Raw genomic sequence first — 15,165 nt, 5'->3', positions numbered from 1 at the left:
CCGGCGTCACCGGTCTGCCCGCCGTAGCCTGAGCCGCTGTCACCACCGAAGCCGAAACGCGCCGAACCCGCTCACACCCCCGAGCACTCGCTCAACCGGACAACGCCCCCACAGATCACCGTTGGAGTCGACACCCACGGCCTGACCCACCACGCCGCCGTGATCCGCCACGCAGCGTGACCACCGATTACGGGGCAGAGCCGATGGCGGCTGGACAGGCCCGGCTTGACACCGAGGGCTTCGAGTCGCGCCGGGAACGGCCCAGAACAACAATGAGCAGGGAAGGAGGGCGGCCACGGCTGAGATCGTCACACAGGTCCAGGTCGAGGGCACCTTCGACGACGGCACCCAGCTGGTGACCTGCGGCAACCCGATCTCCCGCACCCCAAAGGACACGCAGGACACGTCGCAGTAGCGGTCCCGCCGACACGCATCCGGTCAACGAAAGGAGTGACGACCATGATCGTGGGCCAGACGTTCCTCGCCGACAGCCCCGTGCAGATCAACGCCGGACGCCGCACCACGCGACTGTTGGTGCGCAGTCGGCGAGGGCGACAAGATCCCCCGCAAGTGTGGGCCAGGGATCACCGACTCCGGCCTGCTGGTGATCAGCAAGGTGGACATCGCGCCGTATGCGCGTGCCGACCTCGCAGTGATGCGACGCGACGCGGCCCGATTCCGCGGTAACCGGCCATTCGTACTCACCGACTGTCTGAGCGGGCACGGGGTGCGGGCGGTCGCCGACCATCTCACCGGTATGTTCCGTGGACGGCCGGCGTGAGCATCACCGCACGGCACCAGGACGAAGCGCCCAGACTGGGCCGGGCACATCGACGTACCTCACCTCACAGGCCGCCACGAAGTCGTATCGAATGGACCACAACCACGCCGCCCGGACTGTCGATCTCACCGCCGATGCGGACGCGTTCTGTGAGTACCCGCCCGACCCGCTCGTACCGTTCCGGGGGTCTCGCTTCTACCAGCGCATCCGCGTCACCGCCGACCCTTCGGCCACGGTCATTCCCGGCGAGGCCGGCCGGCCGGACGGCAGGCTGTTGTTCGCCGACCGAGCGCACCTCGCCCCCCGGAGGCCAACCTGCGCACGATGTCGCGCCGCTGGGACAGCCTGACTCCCCGCAACACCGGAAAACGATGACCGTACCAGAGGGGAGCGTGCACATGCTCTGTCCAGGCCGGGTGCTACGTGCCCGTGCTGTCAGCGAACACTGGGCCCATCACTGGGCGCCGGCCTGCCGAGACTGACCCGGGGGTGTCGCGAAATGGCCGCGTTCTGGATCGCGCTGGGCATCGTGGTGCTCGGGGCCGGGCTGGTCGACTTGTTCCTGACGTCGTTGGACTACGACGAGGCCGGGTTTCTGGCGACCCCGTTGTGTGCTCTGCAGTGGCGGGTAATGCGCCGGGCCACCCGCCGGATGCCGCGTCGGTGGCGGCCCGCCGCGCTGCGGCAGGCCACGGGGCTGCAGATCGCGACGAGCCTGCTGGCCTGGCTGTTGTGCATCGTGCTCGGGTTCGGGTTCATTTACTACGGCCTGACCCCGGGCAACGGCTTCAGTTACGACGGGCGGGGGCTGGGGCCGAGCATGTTCAGCGCTCTCTACCTCTCCGCCGCGCAGCTGGCCACCGTGGGCACCTCCCAGATCACGCCGGAGACCGACGTGCTGCGCACGCTGACCATCCTGGAGACAATGAGCGGGCTGGTCCTGGTCACCCTGGCGCTGACCTTCCTGCTGGGTGTCTATCAGGTGGTGCGGGACCTGTCAGCACTGTCGTCGAAGTTGTTCCACGTGGCCGGCACCGAAGACCCGGTCGCCAGCCTGGCCCCGTACTTCCCGCAAGGTCAGGCCACCGGGCTCGACGGCTACCTGGAGAGTCTGCACGACAGCTTCTCCTCCTACACCGACGGACTGCGTCTGCATCACATCACCTACTACTTCCAGAGCGGACGGGACCACTTCTCGCTGCCCTACGCGCTGAACAGACTCGGCGGGATCATCGCCACACTGCGCTGGGGCCTGCCCGCCGACCATCCGGCCGCGCAGCAACCACTGCTCACCCCGCTGACCCTGCACTTCACCCGGTTCGCCGACTACCTGCACCAGCAGCTGCGCTGGCAGAGCACCGACGTGCCCGAGGCCGTGGCATTCGACGCGTTCGCGGCCGCCTACCCCGACGGCAGGTCGGCGGACCGCTGGGTGAACCGCTTCCTGCGGATGGACCGGGAGATGGCCACACTCGCCGCCCTCGACGGTGCCGAGGACGCGCACCGCGCCTACCAGCGCTACCAGCAGTGGCTGCCGTTCGCTTTCCGGGCGCAGCAACTGGCCGCCGCGGTCGGCCGCGACTTGGACTACCAGCCTTTGCTGCCGGCCCGGCGCGACGAACCACCGCCGCCGATCGGTCGTACCGGCCCAGCCCAGCCGATCGGGCACCGGCTGCGCACCGCCACGTATCTGTGGGTGGCGGTGCCCGACCCCGGGCTGACCCGGCTGGCCGGCGCTGCCCGTGCCCTGCTCGCCGTGGTCGCCGCCATCGCCACCATGTACGGCCTGCTGAACGGCCTCGGCCGCGGCGCCACCGCGCTCCCGGTGGCGATGTTCGGCGGGATGGTCGCGATGCAAGCCGCGACCAAGGCGCGGGACGCCACCATCGGCGGGCGCCGACTGACCACCACCCTGATGGTCCTGCCCGCGGTGGCCGGCGTCGCGATCGGCGCGGCCACGGATCCGGTGCCCGCGGCGGCGGCCGGCGCGCTGGTCGGCGTCGTGTTCTGCGGGGTGTGGGCTCGTCGGTTCGGTGTCCGCTCCGCCGCGCTCGGGCAGCTGGGGTTCATGGCAAGCTACTTCGCGCTGTTGCTGCGGCTGCCCCTGTCGCTGATGCCGTGGCTGACCGTGTCCGCCGCGGTCGGCACGATCTGGGCCTACCTCGCCCGATTCGTGCTGATCCCCGAGCGTCCCGCACAGGTGCTGCGCCGCGGGCTGGTCGCCTTCTCGGGTCGGCTGCTCGACGTGTTCGACCCGCTCATCGACGCGGTGTCGGCCGCCCGCTGGGACCCCGACATCACCCGCCGAGTGCGCACCGACCTCCGCCAGCTGCACCGGTGCGGGAGATTCCTGGAGGGCCAGCTACGCGCCCTCGCCCCCACGACCGTCGACACCACGCAGCAGCCCGGCGACCTGCGGCTGCGGCTGTTCGACGCCGAACTCGCCGCCGGACACCTCGTCCGGACAGCCGGCCGCATCGCCCAGACCGGCACCGAGGTACCCATCGTGGTCCGGGCCCGCTTGGCGGGCATGCTCACCGAAGCGCAACAAAACCTACGCAAGACCGCTCACCGCCACCGCGTGACCCGGCCCACGTCGGGAGCCGGCGCCCCCGAGGCCACCACACCGGTGCCCGCCCGACCGAGCCTGCCGACGGACGATACCCGTCGCCTGCACGACGCCATCGAGGAACTGCTCGCGGCCGTCGCCCGCGCCAGTGACTTGCAGACCGCCGTGTTGGCCGACCGCAACGCGACCCGCGGGGAGGTGACCACCGACTCCGTCCCCACCGACCCCGAGCCGCCGCCTGTCACCCCCACCGGTCACCCCCGGCTGAGTTTCACCACGCGACAGGCCATCCAGGCGGCCGTGGCCACCGGCCTGGCCCTGCTGGCCGGCGCGGCCCTCTCCCCCACCCGCCAATACTGGGCGGCCATCGCCGCGTTCGTCGTCTTCGGCGGTACCGATACCTCCGGCCACGCCATCGTCAAGGGCCTGCAACGCATCGCCGGCACCCTGCTCGGCGCGATCATCGGGTTCGCCATCGCCCTGCTCACCGGCGCTGCCCCGGCCGTGGTGCTGCCCCTGGTCGCAGTGTGCGTGTTCGCCGCCATGTACACCGCGCCCATCTCCTATGCCCAGATGGTCTTCTGGATGACCATGCTCATCGCGCTGCTCTACGAATTCCTCGGCAAACTCAACACCCTGGCGATCGAACTGCGAGTCGCCGAAACCGTCCTGGGCGCCGTCATCGCGCTGGCCACCGCGACATTCCTGCTGCCCACCCGAACCCGGCAAAAATTCACCACCGACCTGCTGGCCCTGCTGCGCACCATCGGCGACATCACCCGGACCGCGCTCACCGGCCCACCCGACCGGCACGCCCTCCGCCACCAGACAAACACCATGAACCAGAACCTGCGCCGCCTCTATCGAACCGCCACACCATTCCGCCGCGCCGCCGGCGCCCTACGCCGCGACGGCATCGAGCGCCAACTTACCGCCCTGTCCGCACTCGCCTACTACACCCGACACCTCTCCGACCCCCGTACCCCGCCACCCCCCGCCGCGCCCCTGGATGAACTGGCCGAGCTCACCGACGAGAATCTGCACGCCCTCACCCAAGCCATCACCGGCCACCCCTCCGGCGACACCCACGATCCCGCAGCCATCCTGCCCCCGACCGACGATCCCGCTTCCGGACACCCCACCGTGCGCGACGTCGTACGCATCAACCAGATCATCACCACCCTCACTGCCGACATCACCCCCGACGAACCAGACCCCGACTCCCACCGGGAGTGAAGAGACCCCGAAGACGCGCACCGCCGACATGCCCGCATCGGTGGCCGCGGAACTGAAGCGCCATGCCGAGATGTTCCCGCCGGTGGAGGTGGAGCCCCATGGGGGAAGCCGGGGCCGGACGGACCGACAAGGAAGTTCTCCCTCGCGCTCATCGCGCGCTTCAGCGACGCCATCGCCGTGAACACGTGGAACAGCTACACCTGGAAGCCCGCGCTCGCCGAGGCCGGGATCATTCCACCGGGTGCCGAGGGTGCGAAGCAGTGGCAGTGGGAGGCCGCGCCGAAGGACGGCTTCCACGTACTGCGCCACACCTGTGCCTCGATCATGTCGGAGGCGGGGGAGTCCGTGGTGACGTTGGCGCGATGGCTCGGGCACTCCTCGCCGGCCGTCACGCTCGGTTACTACGCTCACTTCATGCCGGAGGCCGGGAGCAGGGGGCGCACCGTGATCGACGGGCTGCTCGGGCAGCCGGGAGATCAGTGTGCCGGCCGAAACTCCCCGGATTCTCCCCGGGGCTGACCGTGGCCGACTTCCCGCACCACGGTGGTCCGGAGGAGGTCGTGGATTGCAAGGTCGAGGGATCGCGTAGCCTGGCGAAATGCTGACCGAGGTCACCGCAACCCGCTACATCACGCCCCTGCGGTCCGGCGGTTCCGTGCCCGGAGTCGTCGAGGCCGACGACTCCGGTACGTACGTCGTGAAGTTCACGGGATCCGCGCAGGGACGCAAGGCGCTGGTCGCCGAGGTGATCGTCGGGGAGCTGGCGCGGGCCCTGGGGCTGCGGTTCCCGGAGCTGGTCCTGGTGGACTTCGATCCGGCGATCGCCGCCGGCGAGCCGCATCAGGAGGTGCGGGAGCTGCACGCCGCCAGTGCCGGGATCAACCTCGGCATGGACTTTCTACCGGGTGCGCGGGACTTCACGCCCGAGGTCGCCGAGGTCTTCCCCGTCGATCCGGTGGAGGCCGGGCGGATCGTCTGGCTCGACGCGCTCACGGTGAACGTGGACCGGACCGTCCACAGCTCCAATCTGATGATCTGGCCGACGCTCGGCGTCGTGCCGCCCCGGCTGTGGCTCATCGACCACGGGGCCGCGCTCGTCTTCCATCACCGCTGGGACACGTCCGCCCCGGCCAAGGCCTACGACTTCCGCCACCACGCCCTCGGCGGCTACGGTCCCGACGTCCGCGCCGCCGACGCCGAACTCGCGCCCAAGGTGACCGAGGAGCTGCTGCGGACCATCACCGCCGCGGTGCCCGACGCCTGGCTCGCCGGGGAGCCGGACTTCGCGACGCCCGACGCGGCCCGCGAGGCGTACGTGACGTATCTGTACGCGCGGGCGCGGACCTCGGCCCAGTGGCTGCCGACCGACTTTCCCGGCGCGGAGGAACTGGCCGCGGAGAACGCCCGCCGTGCGGCCCGCTCCCGGCAGGGGCGCCCGGCCTGGCTCAAGGACGTTCCCGATCTGCACGGCAAGCCCACGGCGGAGCAGGACTGGTCGGTGCACCTGGGATGACCCGGGGGCGCGGGCCCGCCCCGCCGCGGCGGGCCTCCCGAGCGGCGGCCGTCAGCCCTTGAGCTGTTCGTAGGCCGGCAGGGTGAGGAAGTCGGCGTAGTCCTCGTCGAGGGCGACCGTCAGCAGCAGGTCGTGGGCCTGCTGCCAGTGGCCCGCTGCGAAAGTCTCCTCGCCCAACTCGCCGCGGATGTTCGACAGTTCCTCGGCGGCGACCCTGCGGGCCAGCTTCGCGGTGACCGGCTCGCCGTTGTCGAGGACGACACCCGCGTTGATCCACTGCCAGATCTGGGAGCGGGAGATCTCGGCGGTGGCCGCGTCCTCCATCAGGTTGAAGATGGCCACCGCGCCGAGGCCGCGCAGCCACGCCTCGATGTAACGGATGCCCACCTGGACCGCGTTGACCAGGCCCGCGTACGTCGGAGCGGCCTCCAGGGAGTCGATCGCGATCAGGTCGGCGGCACTGACGTCGACGTCCTCGCGCAGCCGGTCCTTCTGGTGCGGCCTGTCGCCGAGCACCCGGTCGAAGGACTCCAGGGCGATCGGGACCAGGTCCGGGTGGGCGACCCAGGAACCGTCGAAACCGTCGTTCGCCTCGCGGTCCTTGTCGGCGCGCACCTTCTCGAACGCGACCTTGTTGACCTCCGGGTCCCGGCGGGACGGGATGAAGGCCGCCATGCCGCCGATCGCGTGCGCGCCCCGCTTGTGGCAGGTGCGCACCAGGAGTTCGGTGTACGCGCGCATGAACGGAGCCGTCATCGTGACCGCGTTGCGGTCCGGCAGGACGAACTTCTCCCCGCCGTCACGGAAGTTCTTGACGATGGAGAACAGGTAGTCCCAGCGTCCGGCGTTCAATCCCGAAGCGTGGTCGCGCAGTTCGTAGAGGATCTCCTCCATCTCGTACGCGGCCGTGATCGTCTCGATGAGGACGGTGGCGCGCACGGTGCCCTGGGGGATGCCCACATAGTCCTGAGCGAAGACGAACACGTCGTTCCACAGGCGGGCTTCGAGGTGGGACTCCGTCTTCGGGAGGTAGAAGTACGGGCCCTTGCCGAGGTCCAGGAGACGCTGGGCGTTGTGGAAGAAGTACAGCCCGAAGTCGACCAGGGCGCCGGGCACCTGGGTGCCGTCGGCGTCGGTGAGGTGGCGCTCGTTCAGGTGCCAGCCGCGGGGGCGCGTGACGACCGTCGCCAGTTCCCCGTCCGGGCGCAGGGCGTACGACTTGCCGGACACCGGGTCGGTGAAGTCGATGGTCCGGGTGTAGGCGTTGATCAGGTTGAGCTGGCCGAGGACCACGTTCTCCCAGGTGGGCGCGGAGGCGTCCTCGAAGTCCGCGAGCCACACCTTCGCGCCCGAGTTGAGGGCGTTGATGGTCATCTTGCGGTCGGTGGGGCCGGTGATCTCGACCCGGCGGTCGTTCAGGGCCTCGGGGGCCGGGGCCACCCTCCAGGAGTCGTCCGCGCGGACGGCGGACGTCTCGGGAAGGAAGTCGAGCGTGGAGGTGCGGGCGATCTCGGCACGGCGCTCCGCGCGGCGGGCGAGGAGTTCGTCGCGCCGGGGCGTGAACCGCCGGTGCAGCTCGGCCACGAAGGTGAGGGCCGCCTCGGTGAGGACCTCCTCCTGCCGGGGCAGGGGCTCGGCGTCGACGATGGCCGGCGGGTGCGGCGCTGGTGCGGACATCAGCTGTCACTTCCTTCGGCGGGCACGGCACCGGGTGCCGGTCGGCCCGGGTACGGCGGAGAGCGCCCGGGGGAGGGGTGGGTCCGAGGAGCGCTCCGGGCTGTGGATAGTAGTTTTCTTATCGTGGAAGTTCAATGGTTTGTTGACGTGGGGCCGCCTCGGGTCGGGCAGGCGGTCCCCGCTCACCCGAGGCGGCTCAGGTCCTCCTTCGTGTCGATGTCGTAGGCCTCGGCCACGTCCCCGCACTCGACGAGGACGAGGTCGTCCGCGTGTTCCTTCAGGTAGGCGCGGGCCCCCTGGTCGCCGGTCGCGGCCGCGGCGACACCGGCCCAGTGCGTGGACCCGAACAGGACGGGATGACCGCGCACGCCGGCGTAGGCGGCCGAGATGAGCGGGTCCTGTACCTCCCGCACTTCCTGCGCCTCCTGCGCCTCTCGCGAGTTCCGCGTGTCCTGCGGGTGCCTCGTCTCCTGTGCCGCGTACGCGGCGAGCACCCGCGCGACCGCCCGCGCGCCGATTCCGGGCTGGTCGACCAGCAGGACCAGGGCGGCCCGCGCTTCCGTACCGGCCAGCGAGGCGAGCCCGGCCCGCAGGGACGAGCCCATGCCCTGCTCCCAGTCCGGGTTGTCGACGAGCACGCAGTCCGGCAGCTCGGCGCGCGCGCGGACGTCGTCGGCCCGCGCGCCGAGCACCACGTGCACGCGCTCGCAGCCGCCCGCGCGCAACGCCCGCACCGCGTGCTCCACCAGCGGCCGCCCCTGGTGGGTCAGCAGTGCCTTGGGCCGGCCGCCCAGGCGCCGTCCACCGCCCGCCGCGAGCAGCAGTCCCGCCACCTGTCCAGTGGCCCGTCCTGAGTCCGGGCTCGTCCGACGTGTCGTCATGCGTTCTGCATACCCCACTACTCAACGGACCGCCGGGTGCCGGAGGAGTCCGGTGGGTGGCGCGGGGGTGGCGCGGTGGGTGACGTGGTGGATGGCGCGGAAGGGGCGGAAACGGGGCGGAGGCAGGGAGCGTGAAGGGGCGCATCCGGCCTGCGACGTCACGCTGTGGAGCAAGACGATGACGCAGCGGACTGGCGCGGAGGGGGTGGGGTGGCGTTTACTGGCGCGCACCGGCCGACGGGGCGGCGGGGCCGGTGGGGAGGCGCACCACCGCGTGCGAGGGGGAGGACTGTGTTGCGGAGCGTAGAGCAGCGGCATGCGACCGGCAGTCGAGAGGACGATCCACGGGTGACGGAGCTGCGCTCCGCCGTGGCCCGGCTGCGTCGCCAACTGGCAGCCCATCCGGCGGAGTTCCCTGACAGGATCATCGCGGAGGACGAACTCGCCGCACTGGACGCCCACGCGGCCGGCGGCAATCCCGAGATTCCCCGGTTGCGCCGTTCCCTGCTGCTGATCGCCGGCGCGATCGGCTCGGTGAGCGCACTGGGCCGGGGGCTGGGCGAAGTGCGGGACGCGGTGGATCTGTTCGGGCCGTCACCGAAGGGTTGACGCACACCTGTGCACACGCTTCTCGAAAGGGGGGCGTGCGCGGGCGCTGTGGTCGCGGTGGGTGACCGGGGCGCGTCGGATCAGGTCGTCGCGTCGGCCGGTCGTCGAGTCGGGTCGGCCGCCGAGTTCGGTCGTACCGTCGGGCCGGGTCAGACCGTCGGGCCGCTGCCCGGGGAGGTGAGCACCTCGGAGAGTTCCGTCGCCACCTGCTGGAGCACCGGCACGATCCGCTCCGTCGCCGCCTCCGTGACCCGTCCCGCGGGACCGGAGATCGAGAGGGCGGCCGGGGTGGGGGCGTGGGGCACGGGGACGGCGAGGCACCGTACGCCGATCTCCTGCTCGTTGTCGTCGATGGCGTAGCCCTGGCGGCGCACCTCGTCGAGCGCCGCCAGGAAACCCTCCGGCGTGGTGAGGGTCCTGTCCGTCGCCGCGGGCATTCCGGTGCGGGCGAGCAGGGCCCGTACGTCCTGTGACGGGAAGTCGGCCAGCAGGGCCTTGCCCACGCCGGTGGAATGCGGCAGGACACGGCGCCCGACCTCGGTGAACATCCGCATGGAGTGCTTGGACGGCACTTGCGCGACGTACACGACCTCGTCCCCGTCGAGCAGCGCCATGTTGGCCGTCTCGCCGGTCTCCTCCACCAGGCGGGCCAGATACGGGCGCGCCCAGGTGCCCAGCAGCCGGGAGGAGGACTCGCCGAGCCGGATCAGGCGCGGGCCGAGCGCGTACCGGCGGTTGGGCTGCTGGCGTACGTAACCGCACGCGACCAGGGTGCGCATCAGGCGGTGGATCGTCGGCAGGGGCAGTCCGCTGCTCGCCGACAGTTCGCTGAGGCCGACCTCGCCGCCCGCGTCCGTCATCCGCTCGAGCAGGTCGAAGGCGCGCTCGAGGGACTGCACTCCGCCGCCCGGGGTGGACCGGACGGAGTCGTTGGTGCTGGCGCTGGACGTCGGCACGGCGCGTTCCTTTCGGACTGGCGGGAAGGGGGAAGCCTACCCGGCAGTCGGTCGACTGCCTGTCTGTGCATTCACTCATTCTGCCTCCCGGAATTCTAATTCCGCTTTATGGAATCGTCCAGGGATCGGCCGCCGGTGCCCGTGCGGGCAGTGTGCCTCTTGACGGCACCGGAGCGGGAGTGAAGACTCCTTCAACAGAACGTTGAAATCGGGTGAGGGGGTGCGGGTGCCCGACGTCGAACTGGTGCTGCGCTCGACGCGCGTCATCACTCCCGAGGGGACACGCGCCGCGTCGGTCGCCGTCGCCGACGGCACGATCACGGCCGTCCTGCCGCACGAGGCGTCCGTCCCCAGGACGGCCAGCCTGACGGACCTCGGCGACGACGTCCTGCTGCCCGGCCTGGTCGACACCCACGTACACGTCAACGACCCGGGCCGCAGCGAGTGGGAGGGCTTCTGGACCGCCACCCGCGCGGCGGCGGCCGGCGGCATCACCACACTCGTCGACATGCCGCTCAACTCCCTCCCGCCGACCACGACAACCGCCCATCTGCGCACCAAACAGCGGACCGCCGCCGGCCGGACCCATGTCGACGTCGGCTTCTGGGGCGGCGCCCTGCCCGGCAACGTCGAGGACCTGCGCCCGCTGCACGAGGCCGGCGTCTTCGGCTTCAAGGCATTCCTTTCACCGTCCGGCGTCGACGAGTTCCCGCACCTCGGACAGGACCGACTCGCCCGTACCCTGGAGGAGATCGCCACCTTCGACGGGCTGCTGATCGTGCACGCCGAGGACCCGGACCACCTCGACGCCGCCCTGCGGCGCGGCGGCCCCAAGTACGCCGACTTCCTCGCCTCCCGCCCGCGCGACGCCGAGGGCACCGCCATCGCCCGGCTCCTCGCGCAGGCGAGACGCCTCGACGCGCGCGTGCACATCCTGCACCTGTCCTCCAGCGACGCGCTGCCGCTGATCGCCGGGGCCAAGTCCGACGGAGTGCGCGTCACCGTCGAGACCTGCCCCCACTACCTGACCCTCGCCGCCGAGGAAATCCCGGACGGAGCCAGCGAGTTCAAGTGCTGCCCGCCCATCCGCGAAGCCGCCAACCAGGGTCCGCTCTGGCAGGCGCTGGCGGACGGCGTCATCGACTGCGTGGTCACCGACCACTCCCCGTCCACCGCCGACCTCAAGACGGCCGACTTCGCCACCGCCTGGGGCGGCATCTCCGGCCTCCAGCTCAGCCTGCCCGCCGTCTGGACCGAGGCCCGCGAACGGGGACACGGCCTGGAGGACGTCGTGCGCTGGATGTCGGCGCGGACGGCGGAACTCGTCGGCCTCGACGACCACAAGGGCGCCATCGCGCCCGGCCGGGACGCCGACTTCGCCGTCCTGGCCCCCGACGACACCTTCACCGTCGACCCGGCGGGGCTCCAGCACCGCAACCGCGTGACGGCGTACGCGGGCAGGACCCTGTACGGCGTCGTGAAGTCCACCTGGCTGCGCGGCCGGCGCATCATGGCCGACGGCGAGTTCACCGCACCGCAGGGCCGGCTGCTGACCCGCGTCCCCTGACGGGGCGGGGGAGGGGGAGGGAAACGTCAGGCGTCCGGCACCCGCCGACCGCCGGCCAGGGCCTCGTCCACCGCCCACCGACCAGTGCCCACCGCCCACCGATCCACCGACCAGTGCCCACCGTCCACCGACCACCGACCAGCGACCAGCGATCCACCGTCCACCGACCACCGACCAGCGCCCGCCGACCACCGAAAGGCAGGACCGGACCACCGTGACCGCGCAGCACACATACCCGGCGTCCCGTTTCACCGGCGCCGCGCGTCCCTACGGCGGCGGTGACCCGTACGCGGACTACCGCACCGCCGACTTCCCCTTCACCCGGCTCACCGACCTCGCCGACCGCCGGCTCGGCGCCGGTGTCGTCGCCGCCAACGACGAGTTCTTCGCCGAGCGCGAGAACCTGCTGCTGCCCGGTCGTGCCGTGTTCGACCCCGAGCACTTCGGCCACAAGGGCAAGATCATGGACGGCTGGGAGACCCGGCGCCGCCGCGGCTCCTCCGCCGGGCACCCCTGGCCGACGGCGGAGGACCACGACTGGGCCCTGATCCGCCTCGGCGCGCCCGGAGTCGTCCACGGCATCGTCGTCGACACCGCCCACTTCCGCGGCAACCACCCCCAGGCCGTGTCGGTCGAGGGCGCCTCGCTGCCCGGCTCCCCGGGACCGGAGGAACTGCTGTCGGGCGAGGTGAGGTGGACGACGCTGGTCCCGCGCGCCCCGGTGGGCGGCCACGCGGCCAACGGCTTCGCCGTAACGGCCGACCGGCGCTTCACCCACCTGCGCCTGTCCCAGCACCCCGACGGGGGCATCGCGCGCCTGCGAGTGTACGGCGAGGTCGTCCCGGACCCGGTGTGGCTGGAGGCCCTGGGCACCTTCGACGTCGTCGCCCTGGAGAACGGCGGCCGGGTCGAGGACGCGTCCGACCGCTTCTACTCACCGCCCGCGAACACCATCCGGCCCGGTCGCTCCCGCCGGATGGACGACGGCTGGGAGACCCGACGCCGCCGTGACCAGGGGCACGACTGGATCCGCTACCGGCTCGCGGGCCAGGCGGAGATCCGCGCCCTCGAGATCGACACGGCCTACCTGAAGGGCAACAGCGCCGGCTGGGCCTCGGTGTCGGTACGGGACAGCGAGGACGGCGCGGCCGATGGGCAAGGCGGGGACGGCAGAGGCAGCGGGGAAAGCGGCTGGCGGGAGATCCTGCCCCGGACCCGTCTCCAGCCCGACACCGACCACCGCTTCGTCCTCCCCGTCCCGGCGATCGGCACGCACGCGCGTGTGGACATCTTCCCGGACGGCGGCATCTCCCGGCTGCGCCTGTTCGGTTCACTGACGGAGCAGGGCTCGGCCGCCCTGACCGCACGCCACCGGGAACTGGGCGGCTGACCCACCGGGGTCCCCGCGCGGCGCACCGGCCGCACAGCACCGGTGCGCCGCGCGGGTCCTCGGCGTCCTACGGCGCGCTCACGCCGCGTGGCCCCCGTCCACCGAGAACTCGGCGCCGGTGACATAGGAGGCGCCGGCCAGATGGGCGATCATGGCGGCCACCTCGTCGGCCGTGCCGAAGCGGCCGACGGCGGTCATCGCCGCCTGAGCCGGGCCGTGGGGGCCGTCCGCCGGGTTCATGCCGGTGTCGATCGGGCCCGGGTGCACGATGTTCGCCGTGATGCCCCGACCGCCCAGCTCCCTCGCCAGCGCCTTCGTCAGCCCGACCAGGGCCGCCTTGCTCATCGCGTAGAGCGTGCCGCCGGGGCCGGGCACGCGCTGGGTCATACAGGTGCCGACGGTGATGATGCGGCCTCCGTCGGTCATGTGGGAGGCGGCCGCCTGGGAGGTCAGGAAGGCGCCGCGCACGTTCACCGCGAGGACCCGGTCGACATCGGTGAGGGACAGGGTCTCCACGGGGCCGAGCACACCGACGCCCGCGTTGTTCACCAGGACGTCGAGCCGGCCCAGCGCCCGCACGGCGCCCGTCACCGCCCCGGCGGCCTCCTCCGCGTCCGCGGCGTCCGCGCGCAGTGCCACCGCGCGGCGCCCCAGTGCCTCGACGGCCCGGACGACGTCCTCGGCCGCCTCCTTGCCGTTCACATAGGTCACGACCACGTCCGCGCCCTCCCGCGCGAGCCGCAGTGCCGTCGCAGCGCCGATCCCGCGGCTGCCGCCGGTGACCAGGGCCACCTTGCCGCTCGGGACTTTTACAATGTTCGCCGGTGAGTTCATGTGTCCATCCCAGCGCCGTCGTCCCCGGCCTGCTGGCGGTGAACGGACGTCGACCCGGCGCACGACCGATGAGTTGCGGGCGCCGCGGGGGTCTGCATCGGTGACGCCGCATTCCCCGCACACCACAAGGCAGGAACCTCTCATGGGCAAGCTCGTTGTCACCACCTTCGTTTCGCTCGACGGCGTCTACCAGGCCCCCGGCGGCCCCCGGGAGGACACCAGGGACGGCTTCGACCAGGGCGGCTGGAGCGTCCCCTACGGCGACGAGGACTTCGGCCGGTTCATCGACGGAGTCTTCTCCCGCGTCGGCGCTTTCCTCCTCGGCCGTCGCACCTACGACATCTTCGCCACCTACTGGCCGAAGGTGACCGACCCCGCCGACCCGGTCGCCGGCAAGCTGAACGCGCTGCCGAAGTACGTCGCCTCCGCCACCCTCACCGACCCCGGGTGGGCGGGCACCACCGTGATCGGCGGCGACCTCGCCAAGGAGGTCACCGCCCTCAAGGAGCGCACGGACGGCGAACTCCAGGTGCACGGCAGCGGGGCCCTCGCCCGGTCCCTGTTCGCGCTCGACCTCGTGGACCGCCTCCACCTGCTGACCTTCCCGGTCGTCCTCGGAGCCGGGCGCCGCCTGTTCCCGGAGGGATCGCTGCCTACCGCCTTCCGGCGCACCGACGGACAGGTCACGGCCGCGGGCGTCTCCCTTCAGAGCTACGACCTCGCGGGGCGCCCCGAGTACGGCTCGTACGAGCTTCCGGAGAAGGCCTGACCACACCGGCACCGGGACGGAGCACCCGGAAGTCCGGCCGGTGATCAGCCGGACTTCCCGCTCTCTGCGGTGGCGAACAGGGCGAAGCCCAGCGCCACCAGGGCAATGCTGGCGTAGATCTCGAAGCCGTTCAGGAACCCCACTCGTTGCACCGCGCCCCAGCCCCAACCGGTGAACTGGTGCACCAGGCCCGCGACCCCTTGGATCAGGGCGATCAACCCGAGAATCTCCAGTAGTTTCTTCATGCGGAAGACGATGGCCGCGCGCCCCCGGCGCGTACATCGGCCGCCGGGCGGTTCCCCGATGACGAAAGTCTCCGTCCTCTCGAAGCGGGCATGCCGAAAGTCTGCGCCCTCGCCACTTTGGTAGGCGATGCGGCCTAC

Annotated in this window: 15 protein-coding genes; 10 read left to right on the top strand and 5 right to left on the bottom strand. The window is 71.5% G+C overall.

Features of this window, described 5'->3' with window-relative positions; translation table 11 throughout:
• Window positions 1–304 precede the first annotated feature (304 nt).
• From ACFP2V_RS28865 to ACFP2V_RS28840, 6 genes are all read left to right on the top strand, one after another.
• Window positions 305–415 (top strand): urease subunit gamma, encoded by a 111-nt coding sequence (locus ACFP2V_RS28865; RefSeq protein ID WP_381218354.1) that lies wholly within the window; start codon window positions 305–307, stop codon window positions 413–415.
• A gap of 144 nt (window positions 416–559) precedes the next feature.
• Window positions 560–781, top strand: coding sequence for a P-loop NTPase family protein (locus tag ACFP2V_RS28860; RefSeq protein WP_381218353.1), 222 nt, complete (start codon window positions 560–562; stop codon window positions 779–781).
• Window positions 765–1,130: an urease accessory protein UreD gene (locus ACFP2V_RS28855; protein ID WP_381218233.1), complete on the top strand. Its 366-nt coding sequence runs from the start codon at window positions 765–767 to the stop codon at window positions 1,128–1,130. The genes ACFP2V_RS28860 and ACFP2V_RS28855 overlap by 17 nt, the downstream gene beginning before the upstream one ends.
• Before the next feature lie 150 nt (window positions 1,131–1,280).
• On the top strand, window positions 1,281–4,586 hold the full coding sequence (locus ACFP2V_RS28850; protein ID WP_381218232.1) for an FUSC family protein: 3,306 nt from the start codon (window positions 1,281–1,283) through the stop codon (window positions 4,584–4,586).
• A gap of 177 nt (window positions 4,587–4,763) precedes the next feature.
• Window positions 4,764–5,105: a tyrosine-type recombinase/integrase gene (locus ACFP2V_RS28845; protein WP_381218231.1), complete on the top strand. Its 342-nt coding sequence runs from the start codon at window positions 4,764–4,766 to the stop codon at window positions 5,103–5,105.
• 79 nt (window positions 5,106–5,184) lie between these two features.
• Window positions 5,185–6,099: a HipA family kinase gene (locus ACFP2V_RS28840; RefSeq protein WP_381218230.1), complete on the top strand. Its 915-nt coding sequence runs from the start codon at window positions 5,185–5,187 to the stop codon at window positions 6,097–6,099.
• A gap of 51 nt (window positions 6,100–6,150) precedes the next feature.
• Here ACFP2V_RS28840 and aceB read toward each other — a convergent pair whose 3' ends face one another.
• Both aceB and ACFP2V_RS28830 read right to left on the bottom strand, forming a co-directional pair.
• Window positions 6,151–7,776 carry a malate synthase A gene (gene aceB / locus ACFP2V_RS28835; protein WP_381218229.1) on the bottom strand — a complete coding sequence of 542 codons (1,626 nt, stop codon included), beginning with the start codon at window positions 7,774–7,776 and terminating at the stop codon, window positions 6,151–6,153.
• A 182-nt stretch (window positions 7,777–7,958) separates the two neighbouring features.
• Window positions 7,959–8,657 carry a nucleotidyltransferase family protein gene (locus ACFP2V_RS28830; RefSeq protein WP_381218228.1) on the bottom strand — a complete coding sequence of 233 codons (699 nt, stop codon included), beginning with the start codon at window positions 8,655–8,657 and terminating at the stop codon, window positions 7,959–7,961.
• 291 nt (window positions 8,658–8,948) lie between these two features.
• Between ACFP2V_RS28830 and ACFP2V_RS28825 the strand changes: the two genes are divergently transcribed.
• On the top strand, window positions 8,949–9,266 hold the full coding sequence (locus tag ACFP2V_RS28825; RefSeq protein ID WP_381218227.1) for a DUF5955 family protein: 318 nt from the start codon (window positions 8,949–8,951) through the stop codon (window positions 9,264–9,266).
• Window positions 9,267–9,415: 149 nt separating this feature from the next.
• Here ACFP2V_RS28825 and ACFP2V_RS28820 read toward each other — a convergent pair whose 3' ends face one another.
• A complete protein-coding gene (locus tag ACFP2V_RS28820; protein WP_381218226.1) occupies window positions 9,416–10,222 on the bottom strand; it encodes an IclR family transcriptional regulator in 807 nt (268 codons plus the stop codon).
• 226 nt (window positions 10,223–10,448) lie between these two features.
• Here ACFP2V_RS28820 and allB point away from each other — a divergent pair, with 226 nt between their 5' ends.
• Entirely contained in the window at window positions 10,449–11,789 is a 1,341-nt protein-coding gene (gene allB, locus ACFP2V_RS28815; RefSeq protein WP_381218225.1) for an allantoinase AllB, read from the top strand.
• A 214-nt stretch (window positions 11,790–12,003) separates the two neighbouring features.
• Window positions 12,004–13,179 (top strand): allantoicase, encoded by a 1,176-nt coding sequence (gene alc / locus ACFP2V_RS28810; protein ID WP_381218224.1) that lies wholly within the window; start codon window positions 12,004–12,006, stop codon window positions 13,177–13,179.
• Between the two features lie 78 nt (window positions 13,180–13,257).
• Here alc and ACFP2V_RS28805 read toward each other — a convergent pair whose 3' ends face one another.
• Window positions 13,258–14,013 carry an SDR family NAD(P)-dependent oxidoreductase gene (locus ACFP2V_RS28805; protein ID WP_381218223.1) on the bottom strand — a complete coding sequence of 252 codons (756 nt, stop codon included), beginning with the start codon at window positions 14,011–14,013 and terminating at the stop codon, window positions 13,258–13,260.
• Between the two features lie 142 nt (window positions 14,014–14,155).
• Here ACFP2V_RS28805 and ACFP2V_RS28800 point away from each other — a divergent pair, with 142 nt between their 5' ends.
• Window positions 14,156–14,782: a dihydrofolate reductase family protein gene (locus ACFP2V_RS28800; protein ID WP_381218222.1), complete on the top strand. Its 627-nt coding sequence runs from the start codon at window positions 14,156–14,158 to the stop codon at window positions 14,780–14,782.
• A gap of 44 nt (window positions 14,783–14,826) precedes the next feature.
• On the opposite strand, the gene ACFP2V_RS28795 is transcribed toward ACFP2V_RS28800, so the two are convergent.
• Window positions 14,827–15,027, bottom strand: a complete 201-nt coding sequence (locus ACFP2V_RS28795) for a hypothetical protein (RefSeq protein WP_381218221.1) — start codon at window positions 15,025–15,027, stop codon at window positions 14,827–14,829.
• Between the last annotated feature and the right edge of the window lie 138 nt (window positions 15,028–15,165).

The sequence above is a fragment of the Streptomyces incanus genome (assembly GCF_042656345.1).
Classification (GTDB): domain Bacteria; phylum Actinomycetota; class Actinomycetes; order Streptomycetales; family Streptomycetaceae; genus Streptomyces; species Streptomyces incanus.
Note: the sequence above shows the minus strand (reverse complement) of the source record. Positions and strands in the feature narration are given on the sequence as shown.